18 protein-coding genes are annotated in these 26,192 nt (G+C 70.1%); 5 read left to right on the top strand and 13 right to left on the bottom strand.

Going from position 1 to position 26,192, the window contains the following annotated elements:
- Nucleotides 1-42: 42 nt before the first annotated feature.
- A complete protein-coding gene (locus AB1L88_RS02860; protein ID WP_367095117.1) occupies nt 43-1,599 on the bottom strand; it encodes a hypothetical protein in 1,557 nt (518 codons plus the stop codon).
- A 341-nt stretch (nt 1,600-1,940) separates the two neighbouring features.
- Nucleotides 1,941-2,915, bottom strand: coding sequence for a DUF6065 family protein (locus AB1L88_RS02855; RefSeq protein ID WP_367095116.1), 975 nt, complete (start codon nt 2,913-2,915; stop codon nt 1,941-1,943).
- A 347-nt stretch (nt 2,916-3,262) separates the two neighbouring features.
- Between AB1L88_RS02855 and AB1L88_RS02850 the strand changes: the two genes are divergently transcribed.
- Nucleotides 3,263-4,279 (top strand): hypothetical protein, encoded by a 1,017-nt coding sequence (locus AB1L88_RS02850; RefSeq protein ID WP_367095115.1) that lies wholly within the window; start codon nt 3,263-3,265, stop codon nt 4,277-4,279.
- Between the two features lie 153 nt (nt 4,280-4,432).
- Nucleotides 4,433-5,605, top strand: a complete 1,173-nt coding sequence (locus AB1L88_RS02845) for a hypothetical protein (protein ID WP_367095114.1) — start codon at nt 4,433-4,435, stop codon at nt 5,603-5,605.
- 95 nt (nt 5,606-5,700) lie between these two features.
- On the opposite strand, the gene AB1L88_RS02840 is transcribed toward AB1L88_RS02845, so the two are convergent.
- From AB1L88_RS02840 to AB1L88_RS02815, 6 genes are all read right to left on the bottom strand, one after another.
- A complete protein-coding gene (locus AB1L88_RS02840) occupies nt 5,701-6,204 on the bottom strand; it encodes a GNAT family N-acetyltransferase (protein WP_367095113.1) in 504 nt (167 codons plus the stop codon).
- A 110-nt stretch (nt 6,205-6,314) separates the two neighbouring features.
- Entirely contained in the window at nt 6,315-6,788 is a 474-nt protein-coding gene (gene rpsG / locus AB1L88_RS02835) for a 30S ribosomal protein S7 (protein WP_152052713.1), read from the bottom strand.
- Nucleotides 6,789-7,194: 406 nt separating this feature from the next.
- Complete coding sequence (rpsL, locus tag AB1L88_RS02830; RefSeq protein WP_152052712.1) at nt 7,195-7,596, bottom strand: 30S ribosomal protein S12; 402 nt, start codon at nt 7,594-7,596, stop codon at nt 7,195-7,197.
- A 308-nt stretch (nt 7,597-7,904) separates the two neighbouring features.
- Nucleotides 7,905-9,365: a DUF1552 domain-containing protein gene (locus AB1L88_RS02825; protein ID WP_367095112.1), complete on the bottom strand. Its 1,461-nt coding sequence runs from the start codon at nt 9,363-9,365 to the stop codon at nt 7,905-7,907.
- Nucleotides 9,362-11,242 (bottom strand): DUF1592 domain-containing protein, encoded by a 1,881-nt coding sequence (locus tag AB1L88_RS02820; RefSeq protein ID WP_367095111.1) that lies wholly within the window; start codon nt 11,240-11,242, stop codon nt 9,362-9,364. Before AB1L88_RS02820 ends, AB1L88_RS02825 begins: the two co-directional genes overlap by 4 nt.
- A gap of 333 nt (nt 11,243-11,575) precedes the next feature.
- Nucleotides 11,576-13,267, bottom strand: a complete 1,692-nt coding sequence (locus tag AB1L88_RS02815; RefSeq protein ID WP_367095110.1) for an alkaline phosphatase family protein — start codon at nt 13,265-13,267, stop codon at nt 11,576-11,578.
- A 686-nt stretch (nt 13,268-13,953) separates the two neighbouring features.
- Here AB1L88_RS02815 and AB1L88_RS02810 point away from each other — a divergent pair.
- The gene (locus AB1L88_RS02810; RefSeq protein ID WP_367095109.1) at nt 13,954-15,489 is read left to right on the top strand and encodes a hypothetical protein; all 1,536 of its coding nucleotides are present in this window, start codon (nt 13,954-13,956) and stop codon (nt 15,487-15,489) included.
- Between the two features lie 256 nt (nt 15,490-15,745).
- On the top strand, nt 15,746-16,312 hold the full coding sequence (locus AB1L88_RS02805; RefSeq protein WP_367095358.1) for a thioredoxin family protein: 567 nt from the start codon (nt 15,746-15,748) through the stop codon (nt 16,310-16,312).
- 832 nt (nt 16,313-17,144) lie between these two features.
- Here AB1L88_RS02805 and AB1L88_RS02800 read toward each other — a convergent pair.
- The 3 genes from AB1L88_RS02800 to AB1L88_RS02790 all read right to left on the bottom strand — a co-directional run bounded on the left by AB1L88_RS02800 (nt 17,145) and on the right by AB1L88_RS02790 (nt 22,916).
- Nucleotides 17,145-17,783 carry a hypothetical protein gene (locus tag AB1L88_RS02800; protein ID WP_367095108.1) on the bottom strand — a complete coding sequence of 213 codons (639 nt, stop codon included), beginning with the start codon at nt 17,781-17,783 and terminating at the stop codon, nt 17,145-17,147.
- Nucleotides 17,780-18,592 (bottom strand): hypothetical protein, encoded by an 813-nt coding sequence (locus AB1L88_RS02795; RefSeq protein ID WP_367095107.1) that lies wholly within the window; start codon nt 18,590-18,592, stop codon nt 17,780-17,782. The genes AB1L88_RS02800 and AB1L88_RS02795 overlap by 4 nt, the downstream gene beginning before the upstream one ends.
- Nucleotides 18,593-18,950: 358 nt before the next feature.
- Nucleotides 18,951-22,916, bottom strand: coding sequence for a sigma-70 family RNA polymerase sigma factor (locus tag AB1L88_RS02790; protein WP_367095106.1), 3,966 nt, complete (start codon nt 22,914-22,916; stop codon nt 18,951-18,953).
- A 339-nt stretch (nt 22,917-23,255) separates the two neighbouring features.
- Here AB1L88_RS02790 and AB1L88_RS02785 point away from each other — a divergent pair, with 339 nt between their 5' ends.
- Nucleotides 23,256-24,467: a glycosyltransferase family 1 protein gene (locus AB1L88_RS02785; RefSeq protein ID WP_367095105.1), complete on the top strand. Its 1,212-nt coding sequence runs from the start codon at nt 23,256-23,258 to the stop codon at nt 24,465-24,467.
- 268 nt (nt 24,468-24,735) lie between these two features.
- On the opposite strand, the gene AB1L88_RS02780 is transcribed toward AB1L88_RS02785, so the two are convergent.
- The gene (locus tag AB1L88_RS02780) at nt 24,736-25,287 is read right to left on the bottom strand and encodes a cation transporter (RefSeq protein WP_367095104.1); all 552 of its coding nucleotides are present in this window, start codon (nt 25,285-25,287) and stop codon (nt 24,736-24,738) included.
- A gap of 211 nt (nt 25,288-25,498) precedes the next feature.
- A complete protein-coding gene (locus tag AB1L88_RS02775; RefSeq protein ID WP_367095103.1) occupies nt 25,499-26,134 on the bottom strand; it encodes a Uma2 family endonuclease in 636 nt (211 codons plus the stop codon).
- Between the last annotated feature and the right edge of the window lie 58 nt (nt 26,135-26,192).

The raw sequence follows: 26,192 nt of genomic DNA, 5'->3' as shown, positions 1-26,192 counted from the left end.
CGGCGCCTCCCGAGGTCGTGACCGATGCGATCGTCGTGGCCGTCAGAAGGGCAGGCCGATGCGGCGGAGCAAGGCCCGGAGCTGGTAACTGGAGGTCTGGGCCTCGGCGAGCTGGGCGTCGAGCGTCTTGATCCGCTCCTGGGCCGAGGTCAGCTCCTCGCGGAGCCTGCTGCGGGCCTCGGCGAGGTCGGCGATCTCGCTGCGGAGTGACTCGGATCGGCCGTTCTCGGCTTCGAGGGCGCGGGCGGCCTCGGCCAGGGCGTGCTCGTGAGAGCTCGCGGCCTGCTCGGCGTCTTGCTGGGCCCGGGCCAGTTTCCGCTGCGTGGCCTCGCGATCGGCGGCGATCGCGTCGCGGTCCGATTGGAGCGTGCGCAACTGGTCGGCCAGGGAGTCGCGGTCGGATTGAACCGTGTGTAATTGTTTGGTGAGTCGGTCGCGGTCGGATTGAAGGGCCTCACGCTGCTTGGCGAGGGCGTCGCGGTCGGATTGGAGGGCCTCGAAGCGATCGGCGAGGGAATCGAGCTCGGATTGACGCTGCGAGAGCTGGTCGCTGATCGCCTGGTGGTCCGATTGGAGCTGTTCGAGCTGCGAGGCAAGAGCGTTGCCGCGATCGGCGGCCGAGGCGCCGGAGCGGAGGGCGTCGTCCCGTTCGACGGTCAGGCGATCGATGGCGGTCGAGGCCTGGTCCCGGGCCTCGGCGAGCTGACGGTGCAGGTCCTCGACCGACGCCTCAGCCTGCCGGAGTCGATCGTTGACGGTGGCAAGCTCGGTCCGCAGGGCGTTGCGCTCGCGATCGGCCGTTTCGGCCTCGGCCTGGGCGGCGTCTCGTTCGGCCGTTCGCTCGGCCAGTCGACGATCGGCCTCGGCCCGGGCGGCTTCGAGGTCGGAGGTCAGGCGAGCCCGATCGGCCTCGGCCTCGGATCGGGTCGAGGCGAGCGCTTCGCTCAGGCGAGCTTGTTCGGCCTCGGCCCCGGATCGCAGGGCGTCCAGGGCGTCGGCGGCCCGGCCGGCCTCGGCCCGAAGGTGTTCGGCCTGTTCGAGCAGGGTGTCTCGCTCGGCCCGCAGGGCGTCGCGATCGCTCAGCAGGGCGTCGCGCTCGGCGGCGATCGCGTCGCGGTCGGCGGCCAGGCGGTCGCGAAGCTGATCGGCTTCCTGTTGTCGCGCGTCGTGATCGGTGGCGAGGCGATCGCGATCGGATTCGAGGCCGGCGCGAAGCTCGTCGAGGGCGCGATCGTGCCGGGCGATCAGGGCGTCGCGCTCGGCGGCGCGCTCGGCCTCGACCGCGTCGAGCCGCGATTGCAGGGCGTCGCGCTCGGCGACCAGGGCGTCACGCTCGGCGATCAAGGCGTCCTGGTTCGGGGCGGACGCGGCGGGATTCGCCTGGGAAGACGCGGTGTGGTTGCCGTCGCCTTCGGGGGCAAGCCGCTCGTGATCCGAGGGGGCGTCGGCCTGAGGGGCGGGAGTGGGGGGATCCTCGGCCAGCGTGAGGCTCGCGTCGCAGTACTTGCATTGGGCCCGCCGGCCGAGGTGCTCGCGATGGACCCGGAGGACTCGGGCACACCCGGGGCAGGTCACGTGGGCTTTGGTGGTCGTCGACATTTGGCTCTGGCCCTTCGATCCGACTCGAATCGGGCCAGTCCCTGCCCTTTTGATTCTCTTAATTGAGCGAATCACACCCGGTCGGCGCGTCCGCGCCCCTCGATCGGACCCGGGGGGACCGGGTCCGATCGGGCGACGGCCCGGGACTCGCCCGCGCCGGGGCGTCGCGGTCGCGAAGCAAACGGGGGAATCGACCTCGTTGGGGGACGGCGGCCCGCGAGGCGCGTCCCGGAGGAGACGCGCGGTCGTTGTGTAGCCTAACCCGCCGGCCCGGGGCTGTCAAAACGCCGGCGAGGGGCGTGCCCGGATCGGGCAGAAGGGGGCGATGACGGGCCCGAGCCTCAACGGCCCTCCCGGGGGTCGTTCGGCGCGTCGGCGGCCGAGGAGCGAGGGCGAGGGCCGACCGGGGGCACGGGGACCCGCACCAGGTGGCCGTCGACGTCCTGGGCCTTGCGGTACATCAGGTGATTCTGATGCCGCTGGCCCGCCCGCCGCTCCCGCTCCTCGCGCCAGGCGGTCATCCGGGCCATCAGGTCGGGCTCGGAGCCCAGGGGTTCCTCGATCGCCCGGGCCTCGGCGAAGGTCTGATGGGGGACGGGGAGGAGCTGGCCGACGGCGTCTCCCCGGGCGAAGGTGACCTCTCCCGGCTCGATGAGCTTCCAGTTGAGGGTGAAGGTGTAGGGGAGCCACCACGTCTCGATGATCCCTTCCAGCGGCACGCAATTGCGCCTCCAGGTGTTCACCGGCCCCTTGGCCCAGAGGTCCCAGCCGGGAGGGGTCCGGAACATCCAGGGGGGGGAGAACGTGACGATCCCCTGGCCGAACTGGCTCGTGATGGCCGCCCGGTGCTCGGGGTGCAGTTCGACGGTGAGGCCCGCCGGCTCGGGCGAGCCGTCCCAGACGACCCTGACATCCACGGGACAGTGAATCTGCCACCCCCACTGGTTCGCCACCACGAGGGGCAGGCAGTGGTACGCATGCGGATGCCCGTCCATCCAGGGGCGCCGGGGGGGGGCCGGGCGGAGTTCCCAGCCGGCCCCCCAGCCGGCATCGGTGATGCGCAGGGCCCGCAGCTCGAACGGGGGCAAGGCCTCGGTCGTCGGCGGGCCGGACGGCGGGGCGGGCGACGGCGACGGCGTTGGGGAGGGCCCGGAGTCGGCCCGGGCCGGCGGGAGATCGACGATCGCCGGGCCGACCCGGGAGGCGTCGGCCGTGACGACGAACGAGGTGCCGAGATCCGGCGCGGGGCGCGATCGCGACGGGCGATCGGGGCCGTCGTCGGGGCGGTCGGCGGGAGGTGTCGGGGTCGGTTTCATGGTGCGGTCGAGCCTACCGCGTCCGGCCGGTTCTGGCCACGGCCTTTTTCCGTGGAAGCGGTGGGAAGAACAAACGCTTCCATCCACATCCGTGCAAAATCTCGTGATTTTTCGCGATGGCCGGCGCGCGGTTCGCAGGGTTGAAGGGGGATGAACTCGGGCCCTGCCCCGTCGCTCCCCGGTTGCTGGACCAGCACGAGACGGGGAGACCGCGGGTGGCGCCGCCGCTGAGCCGACGCAATTCGCCCGAGCGATTTCCCGAGTGCGAGTCGGTCCAGCGATCGAACCCGGCCGGGGGGATCCCTCGATGCGATCGCCCGGCCCTTCCCCCGGACGAGGAGACATCCATGAATTTCAGGATCACCACCTCCGCCTCGGCAATGGTCGGAGGAGCCGCGCTGGCCCTGGCCGTCGCGGCGAGCACGCCCGTTTCCGCCCAGATCGTGACCGGCCTGCCGACGGGCGGCAATTACTCGCCTTATGACACCTTCGCCGAGCGCTGGTACGACCCCGGCGACTGGTTCGGCGTGCGGAGCCGGCTCGGTCGGCAGGGTGAGATGGGCGGCACGGCGCTCGGCCGGGCCCGCGACCCGCTGCAGAGCGGCATCACCGGCGACCCGAGGGGCCTGGGGATCGAGCTGCCGCCGAGCGGGCGGGGCATGGGGCCCGGCTTCTCCGGTGAACTCGGCCGAGCGGCGCCTCCGGCCCGGCCGGCCCTGGGCGGCTCCCCGTACTTCCAGCAGAGTTTCTCGCCGTATTACGGCTGGGGATACAGCGACCGCTCCCGCGATTTTTACGACCCGACGCACGGCGGCTATCCCGCCCGTGACCGGGAGCCGGCCGGCATGGATTTCGGCCCGAGCGGCGAGGAGTTCGGCCCCGGCACGACCGAGGGCGTCCCCCGCACCGATCCCGCCGCCGATCCCTCGGCGCGACGCCCGGAAGGTGAGACGGCCGGGACCGGCCTGGGGACGAGCGGCGAGGTGAGCGTCTCCGGCGAGCGGGGCACCGTCCCCCGGTCGGGCCGAATCGACCGCGACTCGGCGATCTACAGCCGACTCGGCCGCTACAACTTCGTCGAACAGGGCGCGCTGCCGAGCCCGTCGTACGGGATCGGCCCTCGCTATCGAGGCTACTACACCTCGGACTGGTACAGCGACTCGGCCGCCTTCGACGACTGGTACGACAACGCTCCCGCCGAAGGCCCGTCCGGTGAGGGGGCCGGGGCGCTCGACGCCCCCGGTGCCCTGGACTCCCCCGAGCCGCTCGACGCCCCCGGCGGGCTCGAACGGCCGGCCGCCCCCGTCGAGCCGGGTTCGCCCGGATCCCTCCGAGAGCCGGGCAGTCCCGAGCCGAGGCCGTGATTCGACGGCGATGACCGCGGCCCGGTTGTGCCGCCAGAACGTGTATAGAACCTCTGAAATTCGGGATCTCCTCAAGCGATCACTCGCCTTGGGGAGATTCTGTTCCCTCCTTACTTCCAATCGAAGCATCCCAATCAAAGGAGACCCCCCACGATGCGACGCTCCAGGCTTTTGGCCGTCGTGCTCGGCGGATCGCCGCTGCTTGCCCTGTTGATGCCCCCGATCGCGACGGCCCAGCAGCCCGACCCGCCGCCCCCCCGCCCCATCACCGTGCCCCCGTCGCCGGCCCCGGCCCCGGCTCCCGCGCCCGGCCAGGTGGGCCAACCGGCCCCGACCGTGGCCCCAGAGACCCCCGCCGAGCAGGAGCGGGAAGACCGCCAGCTCGCCGACTCGATCCGGACCGAGACGGTCACCGACCCCGACTCGACCCGAGTGGCCATCCCGAGCGGGTGGGTCCGCGTCGCCGTCGACCTGGATGGTGACGGGACGTTCGACACCATCGAAACCCTCCACCTCGACGACCTGAGCCGGGCCCGCATGGCCGGCGCGGACCGCCAGCGCCGGATGAGCGGCGGCGAGGCCGGCGGCCAGCAATCCCCTCAAATCGACCCGAGCCGGGCCGACCGGCGCCCCCGGGACGACGCCATCACGCTGTCGGGCACGGTCCGGGAGATCCAGGAATTCCCGCTCTCCGGCGCGGCGAGCCCGCACCGGATCGCCCGCGTTGCGACCGACCAGGGGACGGCCAAGGTCGATTTCGGCCCGGCCGACGCCCTGCACGCGCTCGAGATCGCCGAGGGAGACGAGGTCACGGTCATCGGCCACCGCGGCATGATCAACGATCGGCCGGTGCTGATGGCCCGATCCGTGTCGAAGGGAGACAACGACGTCGAGGTGGAAAGCCCCGACGACGGCATGATCAAGCGCGTCCGCGGGGAGGTCGTCAGCACCCGCACCGTGATCTTCCGGGGCCACGACGAGGACCACCTGATCACCGAGATCGAGCTGCGGGGCGGCAACCGCGCCGAGGTGATCCTCGGGCCGAAGTCGAAGCTCGACGGCCTGGAGCTGAAGGAAGGGGACGCCGTCGCCCTGCTCGTGCGCCCGGCCATGCTCAACGGCGGGCCGGCCATGGCCGCCGAGCAGATCCGATTCGGTGACGAGGTCATCGCCGTCAGCGACCCGGTCGAGCAGCCGGTTCGCACGGAGACCGACCCGCTTGCCTCCGACTCCGAGTCCAGCTCTGACTCCGACTCCGGTTCCGAGGCCCCCTCTGATGCTCCTCGGCTGGACGCTCCCAGCCTGAGCGACGATCCCGGCAAGTGATCCCCGGATGGCTCGGGAAGCGTTGCATTGCGAACCGCTGGCCCGGCTTGGCGATCGACTGAGGAGCCGAGCCGGGCATGCCGAGTGCGTCTCGTTTACGCGATGAGCACCCGGATCATCCGGACGTTGCGGAATGCGACACCGCGCAGGGTGACCACCTGCGAGGCGATCGTCTGGAAGCCTCGCCGCTCGAAGAAGGATAATGCCGTCAGGCTGACGTCTGCGTCGAGCCGAGGCAGGCCGAGACGCATCGCCTCGGCCTCGATCGCGTCGAGCAGGGCTCGGCCGATTCCCAGCCCTTGATGGTCGGCCGAGACGAAGAAGCGGTCGATCCGGCCGGTCGGCTCCAGCTCGGCGAAGCCGGCGATCCTCCCATCCGCCTCGGCCACGACCACAAATCGGCCGAGGAACCGCGAGGCCCAGGCGGCCTCGTCGATCTCGTCCGAGGCCCAGGCTGTGACCTGCTCGGGCGAGTAATCGCGGCTGTTGACCCGGCGAATCGTGTCGCGGAAGAGGGCGAGCAAGGCCGGGGCATCAGCATTCTGAAACGGTCGGATCGTGACGGGCACGGCTCGACGGAGCCTCAAAGGGGCGATCACCGGCCATCAATCCAGTGTCAATGGAAAACGGGACTCCCCCCTGTAGCGATGCGGAGGAGTCCCGAAGTCCGTTCGAATCGAAATCCGACGAGGCCCGGCCGAGATTACCTTTACCAGGCGAAGTGGGCGAACGCCTTGTTGGCGTCGGCCATGCGGTGGACGTTCTCGCGGCGGCTCATGGCGGCGCCTTCGCGGTTGAAGGCGGCGATCAGCTCGTCGGCGAGCTTGACGTGGGTCGGTCGCCCCTTCTTCTCGCGGGCGGCCATGAGGATCCAGCGGATCGCCAGGGTCTGCTGGCGGTTCTTCTTGACCTGCATCGGCACCTGATAGGTGGCACCGCCGACGCGCTTCGAGCGGACCTCGATGACCGGCATGACGTTCTCGACCGCCCGGACGAAGACTTCCAGGGGGTCGATGTCCGGCAGGCGCTTCTGGATCAGGTCGGTGGCATCGTAGAAGACGCGCTGGGCGACGCTCTTCTTGCCGTCGTACATCAGGCAGTTGATGAACTTGCTGGCCAGCTTCGAGCCAAACCTCGGGTCGGGGCGGAGCTGCGCCTTGCTGGCGGTGAACTTGCGGGCCATGGTCGGATCGGTTCCGTAATGCGAGGGGCCAGAAAAGTCCGGGTTGAGTCGAGTCGATCGGCGTTCGAAATCAAGGCCGGGGCGGGGATCATCTCAATACCGCGAGGATCAAGGGGCGCTGTCGAGGCAGGTCGTGGGGAGGAATCGGCCCCCCGCGTCGGCCCTCAATCACGACAAACGGCAAGGCCGGGCACGGTGAGGAGCATCGGTCCGTCCCGGCGTTCCAAGGCACCCCCTCGATGCGGCCCGATCGCCCCCGGTCAAGGAGAGCAAGGCCCGAGGCTTCGGTCGGTCGGCCCCGAGAAGCCAGATGCCCCGACGCTCCCCTTGGGTCGTGAAGCACACCGAACGGGGAGGCGACGGGCGAGCGAAACGGAGCGGCCTTTGAAGCCCGAAGGCCCGGCGATTACTTCTTGCGGGCGCCCTTGGCGGCCGGTGCGGCCTTGGCCTTGGCACCGTACTTCGAGCGGGCCTGCTTGCGGTCGGCCACGCCGAGCGAGTCGAGCACGCCGCGGACGATGTGATAGCGCACGCCCGGCAGGTCGCGGACCCGGCCGCCGCGGACGAGCACGATCGAGTGCTCCTGCAGGTTGTGGCCTTCGCCGCCGATGTACGCCGTGATCTCCTTGCCGTTGGACAATCGCACGCGGGCGACCTTCCGCAGGGCCGAGTTCGGCTTCTTCGGCGTCATCGTCTTGACTTGCAGGCAGACCCCCCGCTTGAACGGGTTGGCGTCCAGCACCGGCGACTTCGTCTTCGTGTACTGCTGCTTCCGCGGCTTGCGGACGAGCTGATTGATCGTGGGCATAGGTCTTCGGTCGTCCTGGCGATCCTCGGGCGTCCCCGATCCCTCCAAGGCCGACAGACACATCGGCCCTCCGGGCATGCTCCTCGGGATGATCCATGTCCACATCGAGATCCCAGGCGCACGAATCGATGCGTTCCCGGATCGGTACGATGCGGCAAAACGTCCAGTTTACCCGCAGAATCCCCCATGTCAAGCGGCCGGAATCGTTCCCAGGCCCCGGATCGGCCATCCGGCAACCCGAACGCCGCCGGTTGGGATCGAGCTGAGACAATCCCAACCGACCGGCCTGGGGGTGGTCGGGCGTCCGATCAGGACCGCTCGCGGCGTCCTCGCCGTTGCGATTCCTCGTAGGGGCGTCCCTGATATTCGGGATTATCCAGCCCTTCGAGCGGCCCGGTGCTGTCGGCGAAGCGGGGGACCGGGGCGCCGACGCGGTCGAGCATCGAGACGTACAGATTGCAAAGCGGCGTGTCGGGGCCGTAGATCAGGTGTCGGCCGGGCGACAGGGTGCCGCCGGCGCGGCCGGCGAGGACCGTCGGCAGGTTGTGGGGGTCGTGGCGGTTGCCGTCGCGCAGGGCCGAGCCGATCAGGACCATCGAGTTGTCGAGCAGGGTCCCCTCCCCTTCGGGGATCTCCCGCATCCGGTCGAGCAACCGGGCGCACTGCTCCATGTGCCAGGTGGTGATGACCTGATACTCGGCCAGCTTCGCCTCGTCGTTCTCGTGGTGCGAGAGCTGGTGGTGCCCCCCCGAAACGCCATCGAGGAACGAGAAGTTCTTGTTGCTCACCGAGTTGCCGAACATGAACGTGGCGATCCGGGTCGAGTCGGTCCGCAGGGCGAGCAGCAGGATTTCGAGCATCAAGGCCACGTGCTCGGAGTGGTCCATCGACCGCTCTCGGACGCGGCCGGGGTCGTGGCTGTAGGTGTCGACCCGGCCGCCGAGGGCCTCGATGTCGGCCCTGGCCTCGGGGTCGTCGCGATACCGGGCGCGGCGGTCGCTGGCCTCGAAGGCGATCCGCGTCTCGACGGCCCGGACCGAGTCGAGGTACTCGTCCAGCTTGCGGCGGTCTTCGTGGCCGACCCGGTCGCGGAGGGCCTTCGCGTCCTCGGCCACCAGGTCCAAAACGCTCCGGTCGTCGTCCTGGGCCCCTCGGCTGCCGGCCTCGGAGCGGAAGAGGCGGTCGAAGGCGAGGCGGGGGTTGATCTCTCGGGCGACCGGCGTGGTCGGCGTCGACCAGGAGATGTGCGAGCCGTAGAGCCGGGTGTAGCCGACGTTCGTGTCGACGCCCGTCGTCACCGGCTCGACGCCCAGTTCCAGCGACGGCAAGGGGGTCAGGAGGCCGATCCGCTGCGCCGCGAGCTGGTCGATCGAGATGCCGCCGGAGTTCAAATCCGCGCCGGTCGTCCGGTGGATGGTCGTGCCGGTCAGCCAGGCGGCGTCCTTCACGTAGTGGCCGTCGCCGGTGAACGTCCCCTGGTTGCTCAGGTGGGTCAGCACGAGGATCTCGTCCCTGTGCCTTGCCATCGGCTGGAGGATGGGCGAGAGGGTGAAGTCCCGGCCGTGGCCTTCGGGGGTCCAGGTGTGGGGGTTGCAGCCGTTCGGCCAGAAGAGGCAGGCCATGCGGACCGGCGGGCGGTCGTCGGCGTTCCCGTCGACACCGAAGGCCCGGGCGGCCGGGGTCATGGCGTCGAGCAAGGGCAGGCCGACCATCGCTCCCACCCCTCGCAGGACGGTCCGACGGCTGATCGGGTGGTTCTTGCGGCTCATGGCCGGTCCTCCGGGGTTTCGTTCCGACGATGCTGGAAGGGGAAGCTGCGGACGACCGCGGCGATCAATGCCGCCCCTCGGTAGTCCTCGGCCTCCAGGTCCTCGATCACGCGGTTCACGGCGGGGGTGTCGTAATATTCGACCCCCCGACACAGGGCATAGCTGAGCATCCGTTCGGAGAGGTTCCGCACGAACAGGTCGCGCTTCGTCTCGGCGAGGATCGCCTTGAGGGCCGCCGGGCCGGTGAACTCCTCGCCCGTCGTGAGGATGCCCGAGGCGTCGACCGGCTCCTCGCTGATCTCCTCGCGCCATCGGCCGAGCACGTCGAAGTTCTCCAGGCCGAAGCCGAGCGGGTCGAGCCGGGCGTGGCACGAGGCGCAGTTCGGGTCCTCGCGGTGCTGTTCCAAACGTTGGCGGAAGGTCAGGCCGTCCCGAATCCGGTCGTCGGCCGGCAGGGCCCGGACCATTGGCGGCGGCGGGGGCGGCGGCGTGCTGAGCAATTCCTCGAGCACCCACTTGCCCCGCAAGACCGGGCTGGTGCGCCTCGGGTACGAGGTGAGGGTCAGGACCGAGGCCATGCCGAGCACCCCGCCCCGGTTGCGGTCCTCCAGGGCGACCCGGCGGAACTCAGGCCCTTCAACCCCGTCGATGCCGTAGTGCTCGGCCAGCATCTCGTTCAGGTAGGTGTAGTCGGAGTCGATCAGCTCCAGCACCGAGCGGTCGTCCCGGAAGATGGCGTGGACGTAGGCGATCGATTCCTCGACCATCGCCTCGCGGAGCGTGTCGGTGAACTCGGGGAACATCCGGCGATCGACGTCGGCCAGGTCCTCCAGGTTGCCGACGCGGAGCCACTGGCCGGCGAAGTCCTCGGCCATCGCCCGGGCCTTCGGGTCGTCGAGCATCCGCCGGACCTGCGCGTCGAGCACCTCGGGGTCGCTCAAGGTGCCGGACTCGGCCAGGGCGAACAGCTCGTCGTCCGGCATCGAGGCCCAGAGGAAGTACGAGAGCCGGCAGGCCAGCTCGTGGTCCGAGATCCGGTAGGAGCGATCATCCGCCTCCGGCCGGTCCTGCTCGACCAGGTAGAGGAAGTTCGGCGAGACGAGCACCGCCCGCAGCGCCAGCCGCACGGCCTCCTCGAAGTCGTCGCCGCGATCGTCGGCCAGGCGGTAGAGCCGCATCAGGCGATCGACCTCCTCGTCCCCGACCGGCCTGCGGAAGGCCCGGCGTGCGAAGGCGGCGATCGAGGCCCGGGCGGCCTCCTCGGCGGTCAGGTCGCCCCCGGGCCGGGCGACGAGGAACCGATCGGGGTCGGCCTGGTCGAGGACCTCTCCGGCGGCGGCGAGGTACTTCTCCATCAGGATCGGCGGGATGAACAGGGTCGAGGCATTGTTGTCGAACCCGCCGCCGCCACCACCGTCGGCCGGGAAGTTGCGGGCCGGGTCGGAATCGACGCCGAGCAGGTCGCGGATCGTGTTGTTGTACTGGCGTCTCGTCAGGCGCTGGATGACGCTCGGGCCGGGATCATCGACCCCTTCGATCGCGTCGAGCACGGCCTTGATCGAGGTCGCCGCCCGCTGCCGGTCGTCCTCGTTCGGCCCCGCCCTGCGGCCCGGCGGCGGCATCGTCCGCTCGACCAGCGCGTCGATGACCATGAGCCACGTCTCCGGGTCCTCCCGGAGCGCCTCCTCGTCCTCGAACTGCGCCAGGTCGATGCCCCCCCTCGGCTTCTCCCCCCCGTGGCAGTTCAGGCAGTGCTTCTGCAGGAGCGGCCTGACGTTCAGGTCGAAGCCATCCCCCCGGGCCGGCGGGCTGACGGCGAGGCAACCGACCACGATCAAGGCCGGAATCCACCGGATCATCTGGGATCGCATCATCATCAAACCAATTGCTCCCGGGCGAGGCGGGTTACTCAAACAAAAAGCCAGGTGCGGCGGATCGAGGTCGATCCTCTGATTCTCCATTGTTCGTCCTGAATGGAGCGATCGTTGGAGAAATATTGTGCGCAAAACCCGGGCGTATGTCAGCCGTTCTCACTTCCAGGCCAGGATGATGGCAACACCCCCCTCGTAGGGTGCTGTCGAGTCTTCGAAGACGCACCACCGGGCTTCGGGAAGGGATCGGTGCGTCTTCGAAGACTCGACAGCACCCTACAAAATGGCCGACGCCAGGGCGTTGCAAGCGCCCTGATGTCGAGGCCGTTCAAAAGAAGGTCAGAGATACCCCAGGTCGGCCAGGCGTTGCTTGACGGCCTCGTCGTCCTCCTCGTGGAGGCCGGCGGGGGGCTGGCCGTCGCCGTCGGAGGAAGCGGGAGGAGCGGGGGCAAGCTGGGCGGCCGGGTCGGGCTGGAAGGAGGGGTCGAGCACCTCGGTGAGGGGGCGGCCGTCGAGGTCGTCGGGCTTGGGGACGCCGAGCAGGTGGAGGACGGTCGGGGCGATGTCGAGCAGGGTGGCGGAGTCGCCCAGCGTCGCGCCGGCCTGGATGCCGGGGCCGTTGGCGATGAAGACCCCTTCCATCCGGTGGTCGCCGGTCGGGCCGAAGGCGGGGGAGATGACCTTGTGGGTCGTGAAGTCGTGCAGGCCGATCGTCCGGTAGCGCCAGTCGCCCAGCACGACGGTCAGATCCGGGGCGAGGTGGCTCATCGGGCCGTCGTACAGCTCGTCGGCCTCGTAGACGCGCTCGACCAGGGGGGCGCCCGTCTCGGGGTGGGTCAGGGTGCTCAGCTCGGCCTTCAGGTCGTCGAGGATCGGGCGGACGTCGGCCTCGCTCACGCAGCCGACCGGCTGGCGGCCGACCCGGTTCAGGAAGATCTGGCCGAAGTTCCCCTGGGCATATGCCTTCGTCGTCGACCAGTCGATGTGACGGCGCGAGAGGAAGGCCGACTCGGCCAGGCGATCGAGCACGTTGTCCTGGCCGCCCCCGAACCGGCTGACCCGGTGCTTCGCCTGGCCGAAGCGGGCCATGACGTTATAGATCCACTCCGGCGTCACCCCTCGCCTGTAGAACCAGTGCTTCTGCCTCACGTAAGGGCTGTCGATCAGCTGGATGAACCCCTTCTCCAGCAGCCAGACGTTGAAGTTGACGAAGTGCTCGACCGGGCCGAAGCCGTGGTCGCTCATCAAAACCAGGGTCGTGTCGGCCGGCAGGGCGGCCTCGATCTCGCCGATCCCCGCGTCCAGCTTCGACCAGAAGGCGATGAACCCCTCGCGGACCTTCGCCAGGTCGCGCCGCCCCTTGGCCAGGCGGTGGGACGGATCCCAGGCGTGCCAGAGCTCGTGCTGGATGCGGTCGGTGGCCATCAGGTCGTAGACGAACAGGTCCCAGGGGCGGGCGTCCATCAGGAACCGGACGGCGCGGAGGTGGTGGTCGAGGAAGTCGGTCAGCGAGGCGAGCGCCTGGGCCTCATTGCCGCCGTCGTGGACGGAGGTGTCCCACGGGCGGTACGGCTCGCCGAGGGCCTCCTCCAGCTCGGCGAAGAGGGCGGGGTCGGTCGAGAAGTCCTTCGCGTTCGGCGGGCTGAGGAAGTCGCCGAGGAAGAAACCGTCGGGACTCGGCCGGGGCGGGTAGCTCATCGGCACGGCCCCGGCGATCGCCCGCTTGCCGAAGCGGCCGGCGACCTCCCAGAGCAGCTCGGCCCGGATCGACCGCGACGTGTTCACCCGGCCGCCGAGCGGGTCGTGCTCGAATTCGAGGAACTCGAAGACGCCGTGCTTCCCCGAGTTCTTGCCGGTCATCACCCCGGTCCAGGCGACCGGGCTGAGCGGGGGGAAGATCGACCGCAGGGTGCCCGATGCCCCCTGTTTCCGCAGCCTCGCCAGGTTCGGCAGCGCGCCGGCGTCGGCCAGCGGCCCGAGAATGTCCCAGGTCGCCCCGTCGAGCCCGAGCACGAAGACCTTGGTCGTCATCGGCCGTATCCACCCTCACCGCGTTCGGTTGCGTTGATGATCGTTGCGCCCCGCCCCTCGCTGAACTGTCCGACATTCTAGCGACCGCCGGCCGGGCAATCGACCCGGATCGGCGTCGGCTCGTCGCGGCTCTGTCGATCAGGCAAGCACGGCCGCCGAAGAATCGGGCAGGAGGATGAAGGTTCGGTCTCTCTTCGTAAATTTTTCTCATGGTGTAACCGTTTTTATCCTAAAGAGATGTGTCGAATGTTCCTGCCGAGAATTCCGGGAATCGGACCTGCCTGGCATCCGGGGTGCTTTGCTCACTCCCGCTCGCCTCTGACCGCGTCCCTTCGGGCAATCGGGTCTCGGCCCACTGTTCGATCCAAAGCCGACGAAGTCACGAGCAAGCGTCGTTCTCCCTGGCTATGCCCGGTCCCCTCGGGGGGGACCGGGCGTTTTTTATTTGCGCCGGGCACCGGTCAGGCCGCGGGCATCGGACGGGCCCCGGGCCTTCAGGTCGCTGGGGTCCGATGGCCGTCAGGGCGTAAAATTTCCCAAATTGCTCATATTCCCCAAATTAACCCCTTGAGTTGGCGCGGAATTTGGACTAAACCGGAAAGGTGCAGCAGTCGGGAAAAGGCAGGCGCCTGGGCGATCGGGAGCGGTTGCGTCGGGTCGGCCTGGGCGTCGGTGAACTACAGTCGATGAGCACCTTCCGGGAGCGCGAAGTCATGAGGCGGATGAAGCGGGGCGGCCTGGTCGCGGCGGCGGCCGCGGCGATGGTCCTGGCGGGGTCGGGCACGGCGTCGGCCTGTTTCCGGTGCGGGGTCGGGAGCCCGGGCCTTTCGTGTCTGTCGGTGGAGCCGGTCGGGCTGCCCTGCGGCCCGACGATGGTCCCCCAGACCGTGACGACCATGAAGACGATCACCGAGACGGTCTACGACACCGTCCCGGAGACGGTCATGCAGACGAGGTATCGGACCGAGTACAAGACCGAGCAGGTCCCGGTCACCCGGTACGTCGCCGAGAAGGTCCCGGTCCAGACGACCCGGACCGAGTACCGGACCGAGTACGTCACGCAGCAGGTCCCCGTCCAGCGCTGCGTGACCGAGCAGGTGCCGGTGCAGACGACCCAGACGAAGTACCGGACCGAGTACCGGACCGAGCAGGTCCCGGTCACGCGGACCGTCTACGAGACGGTCACCGTCCCCCGGCAATACGTGGTGAACATCCCGAAGTATGAGACGGTCCAGCAGCAGGTGACCCGGACCGTCTGCGAGCCGGTGACCACGACCCGGACGATCCAGCAGCGGCACACGGTGCTCGACCAGGTGGTCGAGACGGTCATGCAGTCGCAGCCGTACACGGTGATGGTCCCCCAGCAGCGGACGAGCTTCGTCACCCGGACGGTCGCCGAGCAGGTGCCGGTGACCCGGACGCGGGAGGTCTGCGTCGACCAGGGGGGCTATCAGACGGTGACGGTGCCGGTCGGCGGCCATCACGGCAAGGGGCTCTCGTGCCTCGGCCTCGGCCATGGGGGCGGCTGCGGCAGCTCGTGTGCCCCGAGCTACGCGACCCAGACGGTGTATGTGCCCAACCCGGTCCGGCATCAGATTCAGGAGACCTCCTATGTGACCCGCCAGCGCTGCGAGTCGGTCCCGGTGCAGACGACCGTGCAGGTGCCGGAGGTCCGCCACCAGCAGGTCCCGGTCCAGGTGACCCGCACGGTCCCCCGGGTCGAGGTCCGCGACGTCCAGGTGCCGGTGACGCAGATGGTCCCCCGGCAGGTCACCGAGACCGTCCCGACGACCCGCGTCACCATGACCCAGGAGACCCGGACCGACAACGTCCAGACCCTCCGGCCCCGGCAGGTCACCGAGACGATCACCCGGCAGGTCCCGGTGACGATCCCGGAACAGGTGCAGGTGACCGTCATGACCACCCGGACCCGGATGGTGACCGAGACGATCACCCGCCAGGTCCCCGTGACCCGCGCCGTCCAGGTGCCGGTGACGGTCTATACGACCAAGATGGTCCCCGTGCAGGAGACGATCACCCGGCAGGTCCCGGTGACGATCCCGGAGCAGGTGCCCGTGACCGTCACCCGGTGCGTCCCCCGCCAGGTCACCCGCGAGATCCCGGTGACGACGACGGTGATGGTGCCGGTCGAGTCCGTCATGCCCAGTGCCCAGGCCCAGGAGGTCGCGCCGACCGGGCAGACGGCCTCGCCGCAGTCGTGAGCCGGGGGCGAGGGGAGCTGGTGATCCCCCGCTGACCGGGTTCGAGTCGAATCGAGACGCCTTTCCGGCGGGAAATCCCTCCGCCGGGGGGGCGTCTCGTCGCCTTTCCAAGGAGGCTGGGGGGCTGGGCGAGGACAGGCGGAGGGACTACCATCGCTGTTCCCCGAAGCGACAGGGTACCGGCCGGTTGGGTCGAGCGTTCGGGATTCCAAAGAGCGGCAAGGCATCAAGCAACGCGGAAAGGATGACGAGGGTGATGATCGACTGGGGCAAGGTGTTCGGCGAGGCGTTGGGGTATCAGGACTTCCTGGCCAAGTACGGGTCGGAGGCGGAACGGGCGAAGTGGGGGGCGGTTCATGACCGGGTCAAGCTGACCGAGGCCCAGCGGGGGGTGGTCGGCGGGTTCGTCCGGACGATGCCGGTGCTCTGCCTGGCGGGGACCTGGTGCGGCGACTGCGTGTATCAGTGCCCGATCCTCGACCACATCGCCGCGGCCAACCCCTCGACAATCGACCTCCGCTACCTCGACCGCGACGCCCTGCCCGAGGTCTCCGACAGCCTCCGGATCAACGACGGCCGCCGGGTGCCGACGGTCGTCTTCCTGAGCGAGGACTTCTTCGAGGTCGCCCGGTTCGGCGACCGGACCCTCTCGCGCTACCGGAAGATCGCCGCCGACCAGCTCGGACCGAGCTGCCCGACGGGCCTCGTCCCCCCCGCCGACGACGAGCTGGCCACCGTCTCGGCCGAGTGGGTCGAGCAGTTCGAGCGGGCCCACCTGATCCTCCGCCTCTCCGGCCGCCTCCGCGAGAAGCACGGCGACTGAGCCCCGACCTCGCCCCGGTGCGCCCCGGTGCGCCGGGAGCGAGGGGCCAATGATGATGGCCTGTCAGGGGGTTACGTCGCGACACTCCGGTTCGTTTCGGGAATCGACCCGGCCGGGGCTTGGGTTCGTTTTGCGCGGGGAAGAGAGGGTATGAGCCACGGATGAAACACGGATGGGAAGGACGAGGGGAGGGAGTCGGCCCGGGGCGTTTGGGGCGCGGGGATGCGGGCATGGTGCGCCCGGGAGGGGCAGCGGGAATGGGAGTTTTCTCCTGGTAGATAAGGAGTTGTGCCGACGGCGTTCGGATCGTTTCGGGGATCGGGCGCCGGGGAAATGGGTTCGTTTCGCGCGGGAGGATGCGGGCGAAATGGGTTCGTTTCGCGCCATGGTGGATGAGCAACGGGTTGGCGCCGGGCTGGTCGGGAAATCCGGCAGGCGGGGAGGCGGATTCAGGGCACGCCGGCGCGGGGATGGGGGGGACCTGATCGGATTGTCAAAGAGAGGGGAGGCCGACCGCGTCGAGCGAGGCCGGGGTGATCGGGCGGGAGGAGCCGTCGACGGGAGATGGCCCTCGCCTTATAGTATCGGGGAAAACGGCCGGGGCAGTCACCGACCTTGAGGAGTTCTCGGCCGGGAGGCCGGGAGCCTTGGTGATCCGGCGAGCTCGCGGCGTCCGGACTGTCCGACGGTCGCGGCGATACGCGGCCCTCGGACGAAGGAGCGCATGGCGCCGCTCGGTTGGAGATCGTGGTGTCCGTTGATCCGGCCCGGCTGCGATCCCCGGGGGAACTGCCCTCGGAAGACGACCGACCGGACATCCAACCCGTGGGGACTACCGGCCGGCCAGGACCTCCCAGATCAGGCGGGCGACGAACACATAGGCGTTGTCCCAGGCGCCGGGCCGGAAGAACTGGACCGGCTCTCCCGGGGCACCGATGAACGGTCGCAGGAGCCAGCCCATCTGAATCCCGACGAAGCCATAGATCAGCAGCCAGGCACCCAGCAGCCGGCGATGCACCGGGTTGCGGGCGATCAGGGGGCGATAGGCCCGGCGCAGCATCCACTGCGCCCCGACGCTGGCCACGGCGAACATCGCGGCGTTGAACAGGATCGCCGTCCGGTAGTCGGTCGTCGAGGCGTACCAGAACGCCGTCACGGGGGCCAGCGAGGCCAGGATGATCGTCAGCCCCGCCTGCGAGACGACCACCGCCCGCATCGCCTTGCCGAAATCCGACCGCACCCCCAGCAGCGTGTTCAGGACGAAGAAGCTCGGCAGGCCCAGGAGCGTCGTCGTCGCCAGCAAGAGCGGCACCTTCGACGCCGAGTAGACCGCCTGGCCCGGGCGCCCGCCGAACGAGCCCATCACGGCGCCGTAGAAGACGCCGCAGAGCAAGGCCAGCCACCAGGCCCGGGCGGCCGCGGCGGGGCGGCCCCGGAGCAGGTCGTCGATCGGCCGCAGCGCGGACTTCACGAGAAGAGGCTCGCGAAGGCATGCCAGACGGCCTCGAAGAAGTTCGAGTCCCGCTCGCGGAACCAGGAGAAGGGGCGATCGGGCGTGCCGACGAACGGCCGCAACACCCAGCCCATCTGGGCGCCGACCAGGGCGAACAGGACGATCCAGCAGCGGAAGATGAGCTTCACCTGGCGGCTCGGCGGCCCGTCCCCGGCGTGCTCCAGCGCCCCGGGCGAGGGTCCGGCGGGCTCCTCCCCCTTCTGCTCGCCCACCTGCTCGATGGCCGTGCTCGGCGTCGGCTCCGGCTCCGGCTCCGGCTCGGGGGGGATCAGGCTCAGGCGGTGCAGGGTCTGCAACAGGAAGGCCATGCCCAGCGTGCCGGAGGCGGCGAAGACCAGGACGTTGAGCAGGAGCATGAACGGGTAGCTGGTCGTGCTGACCGAGAAGAAGGCGACGATCGGCCCGAGCGAGGCGAGGACCGCCACCGTGACCCCCAGCGCGGCCAGCAGCAGCCGCAGGAGCGACCCCATCGAGAGCCGGGAGCCGACCAGCGCGTTGAAGACGTAGAGCGAGGGGAAGGTGACGACCAGGGTCAGCAGGAACAGGGCGGGCAGCTTGACGGCGCTGGCCACCAGTTGCATCACGGAAGGCCCGCCCTCCTTGAACAGGGCGAAGCAGCCCATGCAGGCCCCGTAGACCATGCCCAGGGCCACGAGCAAGGCGGTCAGGCCCCCGGGCCTCACATCGACGGAGCCCCGGCCCAGGGCCCTCGATCGGGTCGCCTCGCCGCGCAGGATGCGGTCGAGGTCGCGGAACCAATGGGTCATGCCCCTGCCCCTGTCGATGGATGAATGGAGTGCCGTCCTCGGGCCTCGACTCTGCGGCATGAGATCCTTCGCGTCAAGAGGGGCGAGCGGTCGAGGTCGTGAGCGCGGCCGCGGGCGTCCGCGAGGGGGCGGCCGGCGAGGGCGGATCGAAGTCGAGGTCGGGCCTCACCGACCCGGGATTCCCTGCGGGGTGGCATGGCCACGTCCGCGTGGCCATGGTCGCCGGGCGGGCGGGGCTCGAACTCATGCCCACGAGGACGAGGGCATGGCACCCCGCACCCGGCAATTCGGTCTGAGGCGTGACGCCATTCCCGCGAAAACCGAGGGCATGGCGCCGGATCACGCGGAACCCGGGAGGTTACGAGGAGGGGGCGGGGTCGAGCGTCTCGGCGAGGCGGGATTCGAGGTCGCGGCCGTAGGGGTCGACGGCGAGGACCTGCCCGTCGGGGCCGATCAGGACGAAGCCGGGCAGGAGGCTTCCGGGGCCGAGCGGGGTGTCCTCGACGCCGAAGGCGTTGGCGGTGGGATTGGGGAGCGGGCCGAGAAGTACCTGGGGCCACGGTTGCCCCTTGGCGGCGATGAAGGAGCGGGCGTCGGCGTCGTCGGGGGCGATGACGAGGCTGAGGAAGGCGACGCGGTCATCGGTGCCGAAGCGCTCGTACAGGCCGTTGACGCGGGCGATCTGGAGGCGGGACTGGTCGTTGGCGGGGGTGCCGAAGTCGAGGATGAGGTGGCGGCCCCGGAAGTCGTCGGGGATCGTGAGGCGGTCGCCGTCGAGGGTGGTGACGGCAACCTTCGGGGCGGGGTCGCCGGGTTCGAGGGTCGTCCGCGGGCGGAGGCGGAGGGTCCCGAAGTCGATCGGCGTGTCGGATCGGCCGCCGGGGACCTCGGGGACGGTGAAGGACCGGGAGATCCGGGCGAAGGGGCCGTCCCCCTGGCCGACCTCGGCGGGGCCGACGAACACGATGAGCCGGTAATCGCCGGGGGGGACGTCGTCGATCCGGAACGAGCCGTCGGGGGCCAGCGCAACGCTCACGCGACGGGTTTGGTCGGCGAAGGTGCGGCCCTCGGGGGAGGTCCGCCAGGATTCGGACCATCCCGGCCAATCGACCTCGTTCAGGGTCGTCTTGCCGCGGAACAACTCCGGCGGATAGGGGATGGTCGACCGATCGCTCACGACCCAGGCGGTTGATCGGCGGGTGAAGTCGATCGGCTCCGCAAGGCCCTCGGGAGGGGCGACGCGGCCGATGACGGGGCGGCCGACGCCGCCGATCGTGATCCGTGCCGTCTCGCCGGGTTTGACGCGGACGGGCTGGCCGAGGGACCAGACGCGGCCGGGGGCGTCTTCCGGATCGTCCCGGGCGACGACGAGACCCTCGGAGGGGATGACCCGCTCGAAGGTGAACCGGCCGTCGGCGTCGGTGGTCGCCTCGTGCGTGTTGCGGACCGAGATCAAGGGGGCCGGGGGATCGTCGGCCTCTCCGCGGAGCGTGATCGTGAGGCCCACGCCGGGCCGGTCGCCGATGAGGTAGCGGCCCTCGACGCGGGCGAAGGGCTGGGCGTTAATCACGCGCGACTCGGCGAGTTCGGCGTCGGGGATGATCGCATAGGCGTCGTCGCCGACGACGACCGCGACGAAGGGGGGATCATGCCGGGGGATCGGGAAGGTGCCGTCGGGGCCGGTCCGGAGCGTCTGGCCGCGATTGAGGTTGGCGTAACGGTCATCCGGCCGGCCGTCTCGGAGGGAGACCCCCTGCTGGCGATGGCCGATGAGGACGGGGGCGTCGGCCAAAGGAGAACCGTCGGGACGCAGGACGGTGGCGACGGGGTTGCCGGGCTCGGGGGGCTGGAGGGAGACGTTGACGTCGGTCACGCGGCCCTCGGCCTTGCGGAAGATCCGAGAGATGAAGGGGGCGTAGCCGGGGGCCGTGATCCGGAGGCGGTAGGCGTCGGCCTCGGCGGGGATCGCGACGTAAAGCTGGCCGTCATCGACCCACCACTGGTAATCGATGTCGCCGGGCCGGGACTGCCACTGGGAAACCTCGCCGGTCTCGGGGTCGACCGCGCCCACCTCGACCTCGGCGCGGTCGATCGGGGCGTCCGTCTCGGCGTCTCGGACCCGGCCGGAGATCGAGAGCCCCGGGAGGAGGGTGAAGACGATCTCCTCGTCGGAGGGTTCCACCGGGGCCTGGATTCTCCCGAAGTAGCCGTCGGCGCTGATGTTGAGCCGGATCGGGTCGTCAGGGGCGGCATCCCAGGAGGCCCGGCCGTCGGCGTCGGTCCATCGGAAGATGCCGAGGAGTCGATAGCGGCCCCAGTTCCCGACGTTGACGAAGGCGCCGGCGATCGGCTCACCTTCGGGGGCGATCAGCCGGAGTCGGAGCGGCCGGGGACGCCCGAGGCGGAGTTCGACGCTCGGGATCGCGGTGCCGATCTCCAGCTCGCTGGCCACCGGGGCTCCCGAGGGGGACCAGGCGACGAGGTGCCAGGTGCCGGGGGCGAGCTGGCCGGTGCGGAAGCGGCCGTCGGCATCGGTGACGGCGACGAAGTCGCGGACCGAGGTGAACAGGGTGTCGGGTTGCTGGGTCGAGGCGACGAGCGCCCCGGCGGCGGGGTTGCCGTCGGGGTCGAGCACGCGACCCTCGACATAGGCTCCCTTCTTCAGGATCGATACGGCAGTGCCGGCGCGGAGGTCTTCGATCGGCGGCTTCACTCGGCCGGCGACATATTCGCGATCGCTGACGTAATCGGGATGAGTGATGTAGAAGCCGAGGAGATCGCCGGTCGTCTCGGGGGCGCCTCCGGTCCGCCAGCGGCCATCGGGGCCGGTGGTGGCGCGGAGGTCGTAGAGGAGTTCCTCGGGGGCGTTGCGGGTGTAGTTGTGGCTCCAGAGGAAGACGGTGGCGCCGGCGACGGGGCGGCCCTGCTCGTCCTGGACGAGGCCGCCGAGGGACTCGCCGGGATGGAGGGGGATGGTGGCCTCGTCGGGGATGGTTTCGTCGGGCTGCTGGCCGAAGGAGTGGCGTTGCATAGCGAAGCCGTCGGCCCAGGCGTCGAGGGCGAACCACGTATCGGCGGGGCCGGTGGAGTGGGTGACGGCGATCCGACCGTCGGCGTCGGCGGTACGCCATTCGTCGGCGAACGCCTTCCAGACGCGGACGGCGGCGTTCGGGATCGGCTGGCCGGTGGCGGCGGAGACGACCTGGACGGTGGTGGTGCGGCCGGGTCTGGTGTGGGGGATGTCGGTGGCCCAGTCGGGCAAAGGGGGGCGGTCGAGGCCGCCGGGGATGGGATTGTCGGGGACCCGGGAGAAGGCGGAGGGAGGTTCCGGTTCGTCGTCTTGATGCGGGGGGATCGAGGCGGCGACGGGGGGAGCGGGGTCGTCGCTTCCCGGGAGGGGGAGCCCGAGGGCGATCGGGACGGCGGCGAGGGCGAAGGCGCCGGTGAGCACCAAGGCGGCGGTGCCGGCGGCGGTGAGCTTGGAGACGAGCATGGTGCGGAGGACCTCCTGGGCCAGGGTGACGGCGGTGGCGGAGGATGAGCCGAGCAGCGCGTTGCCGCCCGAGGCGAAGGTGAGGGCCGATCGGACCGTCCGCTCGGCCAGGAGGATCGGGAACGCGGGGGGGCGGGCCAGGTCGGGCAAGGTGGCGACCAGGGAGACCGCGCCGGGGGTCGAGGAGGAGGCGACGGGGGCGGATTCGGCCTCGGAGCGGGCGAGGAGGCGATCGCGGAGGCGGTCGCGCGCCCGGGCCAGGCGGCGGCGGAGGGTCCGGAGGGAGAGGCCGAGGCGGTCGGCGGCCTGCTCGTGGGTCTGACCTTCGAGGTAGCAGAGGACGATCGGGGCGCGGAGCGATTCGGGGAGGCGGTCGAGCTCGGCGTAGAGGTCGGCCCAGGGGGATTCGGCCGAGGGCTCGGCGGCGGCGAGCGGGCGGGTCCGGGCGGCGTGCTCGGCGAACTCGCGATGCGCGAGGCGCCGGTGATTGGCCCGGAATCGGGCCTTGTGCGCGACCCGGAGCGTCACGCCGAAGAGCCAGGAGGCGACGGAGTCGCGCTTGCGGATGGCCCCGGCGCGTCGGGCGAGCAGGAGGAAGGCGGCCTGGGCGGCGTCGTCGGCGTCGTTCGGGTCGGGGAGCAGGCGGCGGCTGACGCGCAGGACCATCGGCCCGTGCCGCTCGACCAGGGTGGCGAAGGCGGCCTCGGCGGTCGGATCCGGGTCGTCGAGGAAGCGGTCGAGCAAGGCGCCGTCCGACTCTCCGCCGAGGACCCCCACGCGGAAGAGCGTGCCGAGGTGCTGGGAAACGCCTTTGAGCTGCCGGTCGGCCATCCGGGCATTGCCTCGTGCTGGGAAGCGGGGGCGATCTGAACCAAGGCAGTCGCATTGGCTCGCGACTCACAGTGATGGTGCCGGGAGGCGGGCGAAGGATGCCAACAATTTCGGGGTTCGGCGGAGGAATCATGGCGTGGCGGCGGATCGCACGCAGAGACGCGAAGACGCGGAGGAGAGAGGGGGAGGAGGCTTTGGCCAACTCCAGACCCTCCCTGGCCCGTGTTTCTGCGTCTTTGCGTCTCTGCACGCGGTCCCTCCCCCCTTCGGCTGGCTGCCCCGGCGCAACCGATTGGGAGCAACGGGGAGGGGCAGGCTCAGTTGACGGGATGGGCCGGGTTGGCCTACGATCACGGCCCGAACGCACCGGGAGGTGGCAGCGAGCGGCAGGGAGGGGCGATGGGGGCCGAGTCGGCGTCGATGGCGATGGCCTGGGTGTACGACCTGAACAGTTGCCGGGGGCCGACCGGGGTGACCCGGCACGCCCTGGCGCAGCTCGATCGGTTGATCGCGAGGCCGGAGATCGAGTTGACGGTCGTCTCGGGGAGGATCGCCGAGCCGGACGGGCTGGCGTACTGGGAGACCCTGGGCGATCGGGAGCACGCGCCGAGGCGGAAAGAGCTGCCGATCGGCACGCGCAACGCCTTGCGGGCCTGGAGGTTCCTGCCCTGGCCGCCGCTGGAGATCTGGACGGGGCGGCTCGACTGGATCTACTGCCCGGCCGAGTATTACGTGCCGACGCATCGGGCCAGGCGGGCGGTGACGAGCCACGACGTCTTGCAGGATGTGCGGTACGGCGGGAACAGCCGGCGCGACCTGCTGGGGCATGCGTTCGGGTCGGCCGATCGGGTGTTGTCGGTCTCGACGTTCAACACCGAGCAGTTGCTGGAGCGGTTCCCGGAGTGCGAGGGGAAGGTCCGGGTCGTGCCGAACGCGGCCGATGACCTGTTCTTCGCCGGGCCGACCGGGGGGGAGCGGGCCCGGGTGCGCGGCCAGGTGGGATTGAGGCCCGATCAGCCGTTCCTGCTCTCGGTGGCCAACTTCCAGCCGAGGAAGAACCTGCCGAGGCTCGTCCGGGCCGCCGGACGATTGCCGGAAGTGGCCTCGGGGGAGCTGGCGTTGGTGCTCGTGGGAGAGGGGGAGCCGGGCCCGGCCGAGGCGATCCGCCGGGAAGTGGCCGCGCTCGGCCCGAAGGCGAAGGTGGTGATGCCGGGGTATCTGCAGGGGACGGCCCTGCGTGCCCTGTATGCCGAGGCCGAGGCGCTGGCGTTCCCGTCGACGTGCGAGAGCTTCGGCATCCCGGCGGTCGAGGCGATGGCGCAGGGGTGCCCGGTGGCGCTGGCCGATTCGACCGCCCTGCCCGAGATCGCCGGCGAGGCCGGCTGGTACTTCGATCCCGAGCAGGAAGAGGCGATCACGGCGACCCTGCGCCGGGTGCTCGATGACGAGGCCGGGCGGTCGCGGCGGGTGGAAGTCGGTCGTTCGGTCGCCGCCGCGTTCCGCTGGGATCGCGCGCACGAGGCGTTGATGGCGGCACTGGGGGACGAGTGATTCAGTGGGTCCCGGAGTCGAGCAGAGTCAATGGGGACTGAGTGCAGAGGAATGGGCCACGGATGAAACACGGATGGAACACGGATAGGGACAGGGGACAGGAGATCGAGAGGGAGCGCGTGCAGGTGGCAGTGGATGCTTGGCGCAGGGGGGGTTAAAGCCGATTGAGCAGGGCCATCGGCGTGGACCTTCAGGGATGTGAGCGCCGGGAGGACCGGGGCGAGGGGGGAGCCTCCCGGCGGTATCTCGGACGGACGGTGAGGGCGCGTCAGTCGGCCTGGACCTTCACGTGGAAGCCGGCGGCGTTGAGGGCCTCGACGGCGGCGAGGGGGATGACCTTGCCGGAGAGGGTGACGGTGGTGGCGCGGGGCTCGGCCTTGACGGTCTCGACGCCTTCGACCGCGCCGAGGGCCTCCTCGACGGCGACGGCGCAGCCGCGGCAGCAGTTGTGCAGGCCGGTCAGGGTGAGGGACTCGACCGGCTTGTCGGTCGCGCCGCTGTCGTCCTTGACGATGACGAGGTCGGAGTCGGGGGTGCCGTGGTAGCCGGCGTCGGTGATGGCGTCGAGGGTGGTCTGGAGGATCTTCACGTCCTTGGAGACCAGGGCCACGGTGCCGAGGTCGCGGTCGCAGGTGACGGCGACGCCCTCGATCGGCTTGGCCGCCTCGTCGATGGCGCGGACGCAGGCGTTGCAGCAGAGGTGGACGCCTTCGAGGGTGATCGTCTTCTCCTCGGCCGGCCGGTCGATGGTGGCGACGGCGACGGCGGGGACGATGAGGGCGGCCGCGGCGAGAAGTGCGAGGGTGCGGAGGGAATTCATGGGAAATTTGCCTTGGTGTTGAAGTGTGCAGGAGTTGGGGTGATGCGAACAAGGGTGAAGGAGGACCCCCTCACCCGGCCTTCGGCCGCCCTCTCCCCCGCAGGCGGGGGCGAGGGGAATGAACGAGCGCGTTTCCGAGTTCAGGGCGCGGGAGGTTGGGTCCTGTGCATGGAGGACATGGGAGTCATTGTTCAACATGCGGGCCGGCGCCTCAAGCCCCAGGAGCGGCTCCCCCCTGCCCTTCGTCGGCGGCTGCTCTGGCGAACAGGTCGGCGACCGGGACGCGGAAGCCGGGGAGGACGAGCCCCTCGGCGGTCTGGGTCTCGGTGAAGGGGCGTTCGACCCAGGAGTCGCCGTTGCGGATCAGGACGGTGATCCGGCGCTCGAGGGGGTCGACGATCCAGTACTCCTGGAGGCCGTAGGCGAGGTACTCCTCGCGCTTGGTGCGGTAGTCGCGCTCGCGGGCCTCGGCTCCGGAGGAGACGACCTCGAAGGCGAGGGAGGCGGGTCGTCGGCCATCGGCTCCCTTCGCGGTCCCCGAGATGACGACGGCGGCGTCGGGGTTGCGGCCCGAGACCATCGTCGGCAGCCAGAGGCGGAACTCCGAGGCGCCGCCGTAACGAAGGATGCGGCCGGGGTGTTCGACGTCGTGCCGGGCAATGGCCCTGTAGATGTTGCAGACGATCTGGCCGTGATCGTCGTTCGGCACCTCGACCACTTCGACGACTCCTCGCGCGAGTTCATAGCGATATCCGGGAGTTTCCTCGGCATCGAGGAATTCTTCCAATGTCATCCGTCGGCCGTGGTCGAGCGGGCCGAGGCGGATCGTTTCGGTGGTCGAGGCCATCAGGGCGATCCTCCGAGGGGATGACCGGCGAGGAAGCGAGGACCGTTATTGTACGCGA

This window comes from Tautonia sp. JC769 (assembly GCF_040717455.1).
GTDB lineage: Bacteria > Planctomycetota > Planctomycetia > Isosphaerales > Isosphaeraceae > Tautonia.
Note: the sequence above shows the minus strand (reverse complement) of the source record. Positions and strands in the feature narration are given on the sequence as shown.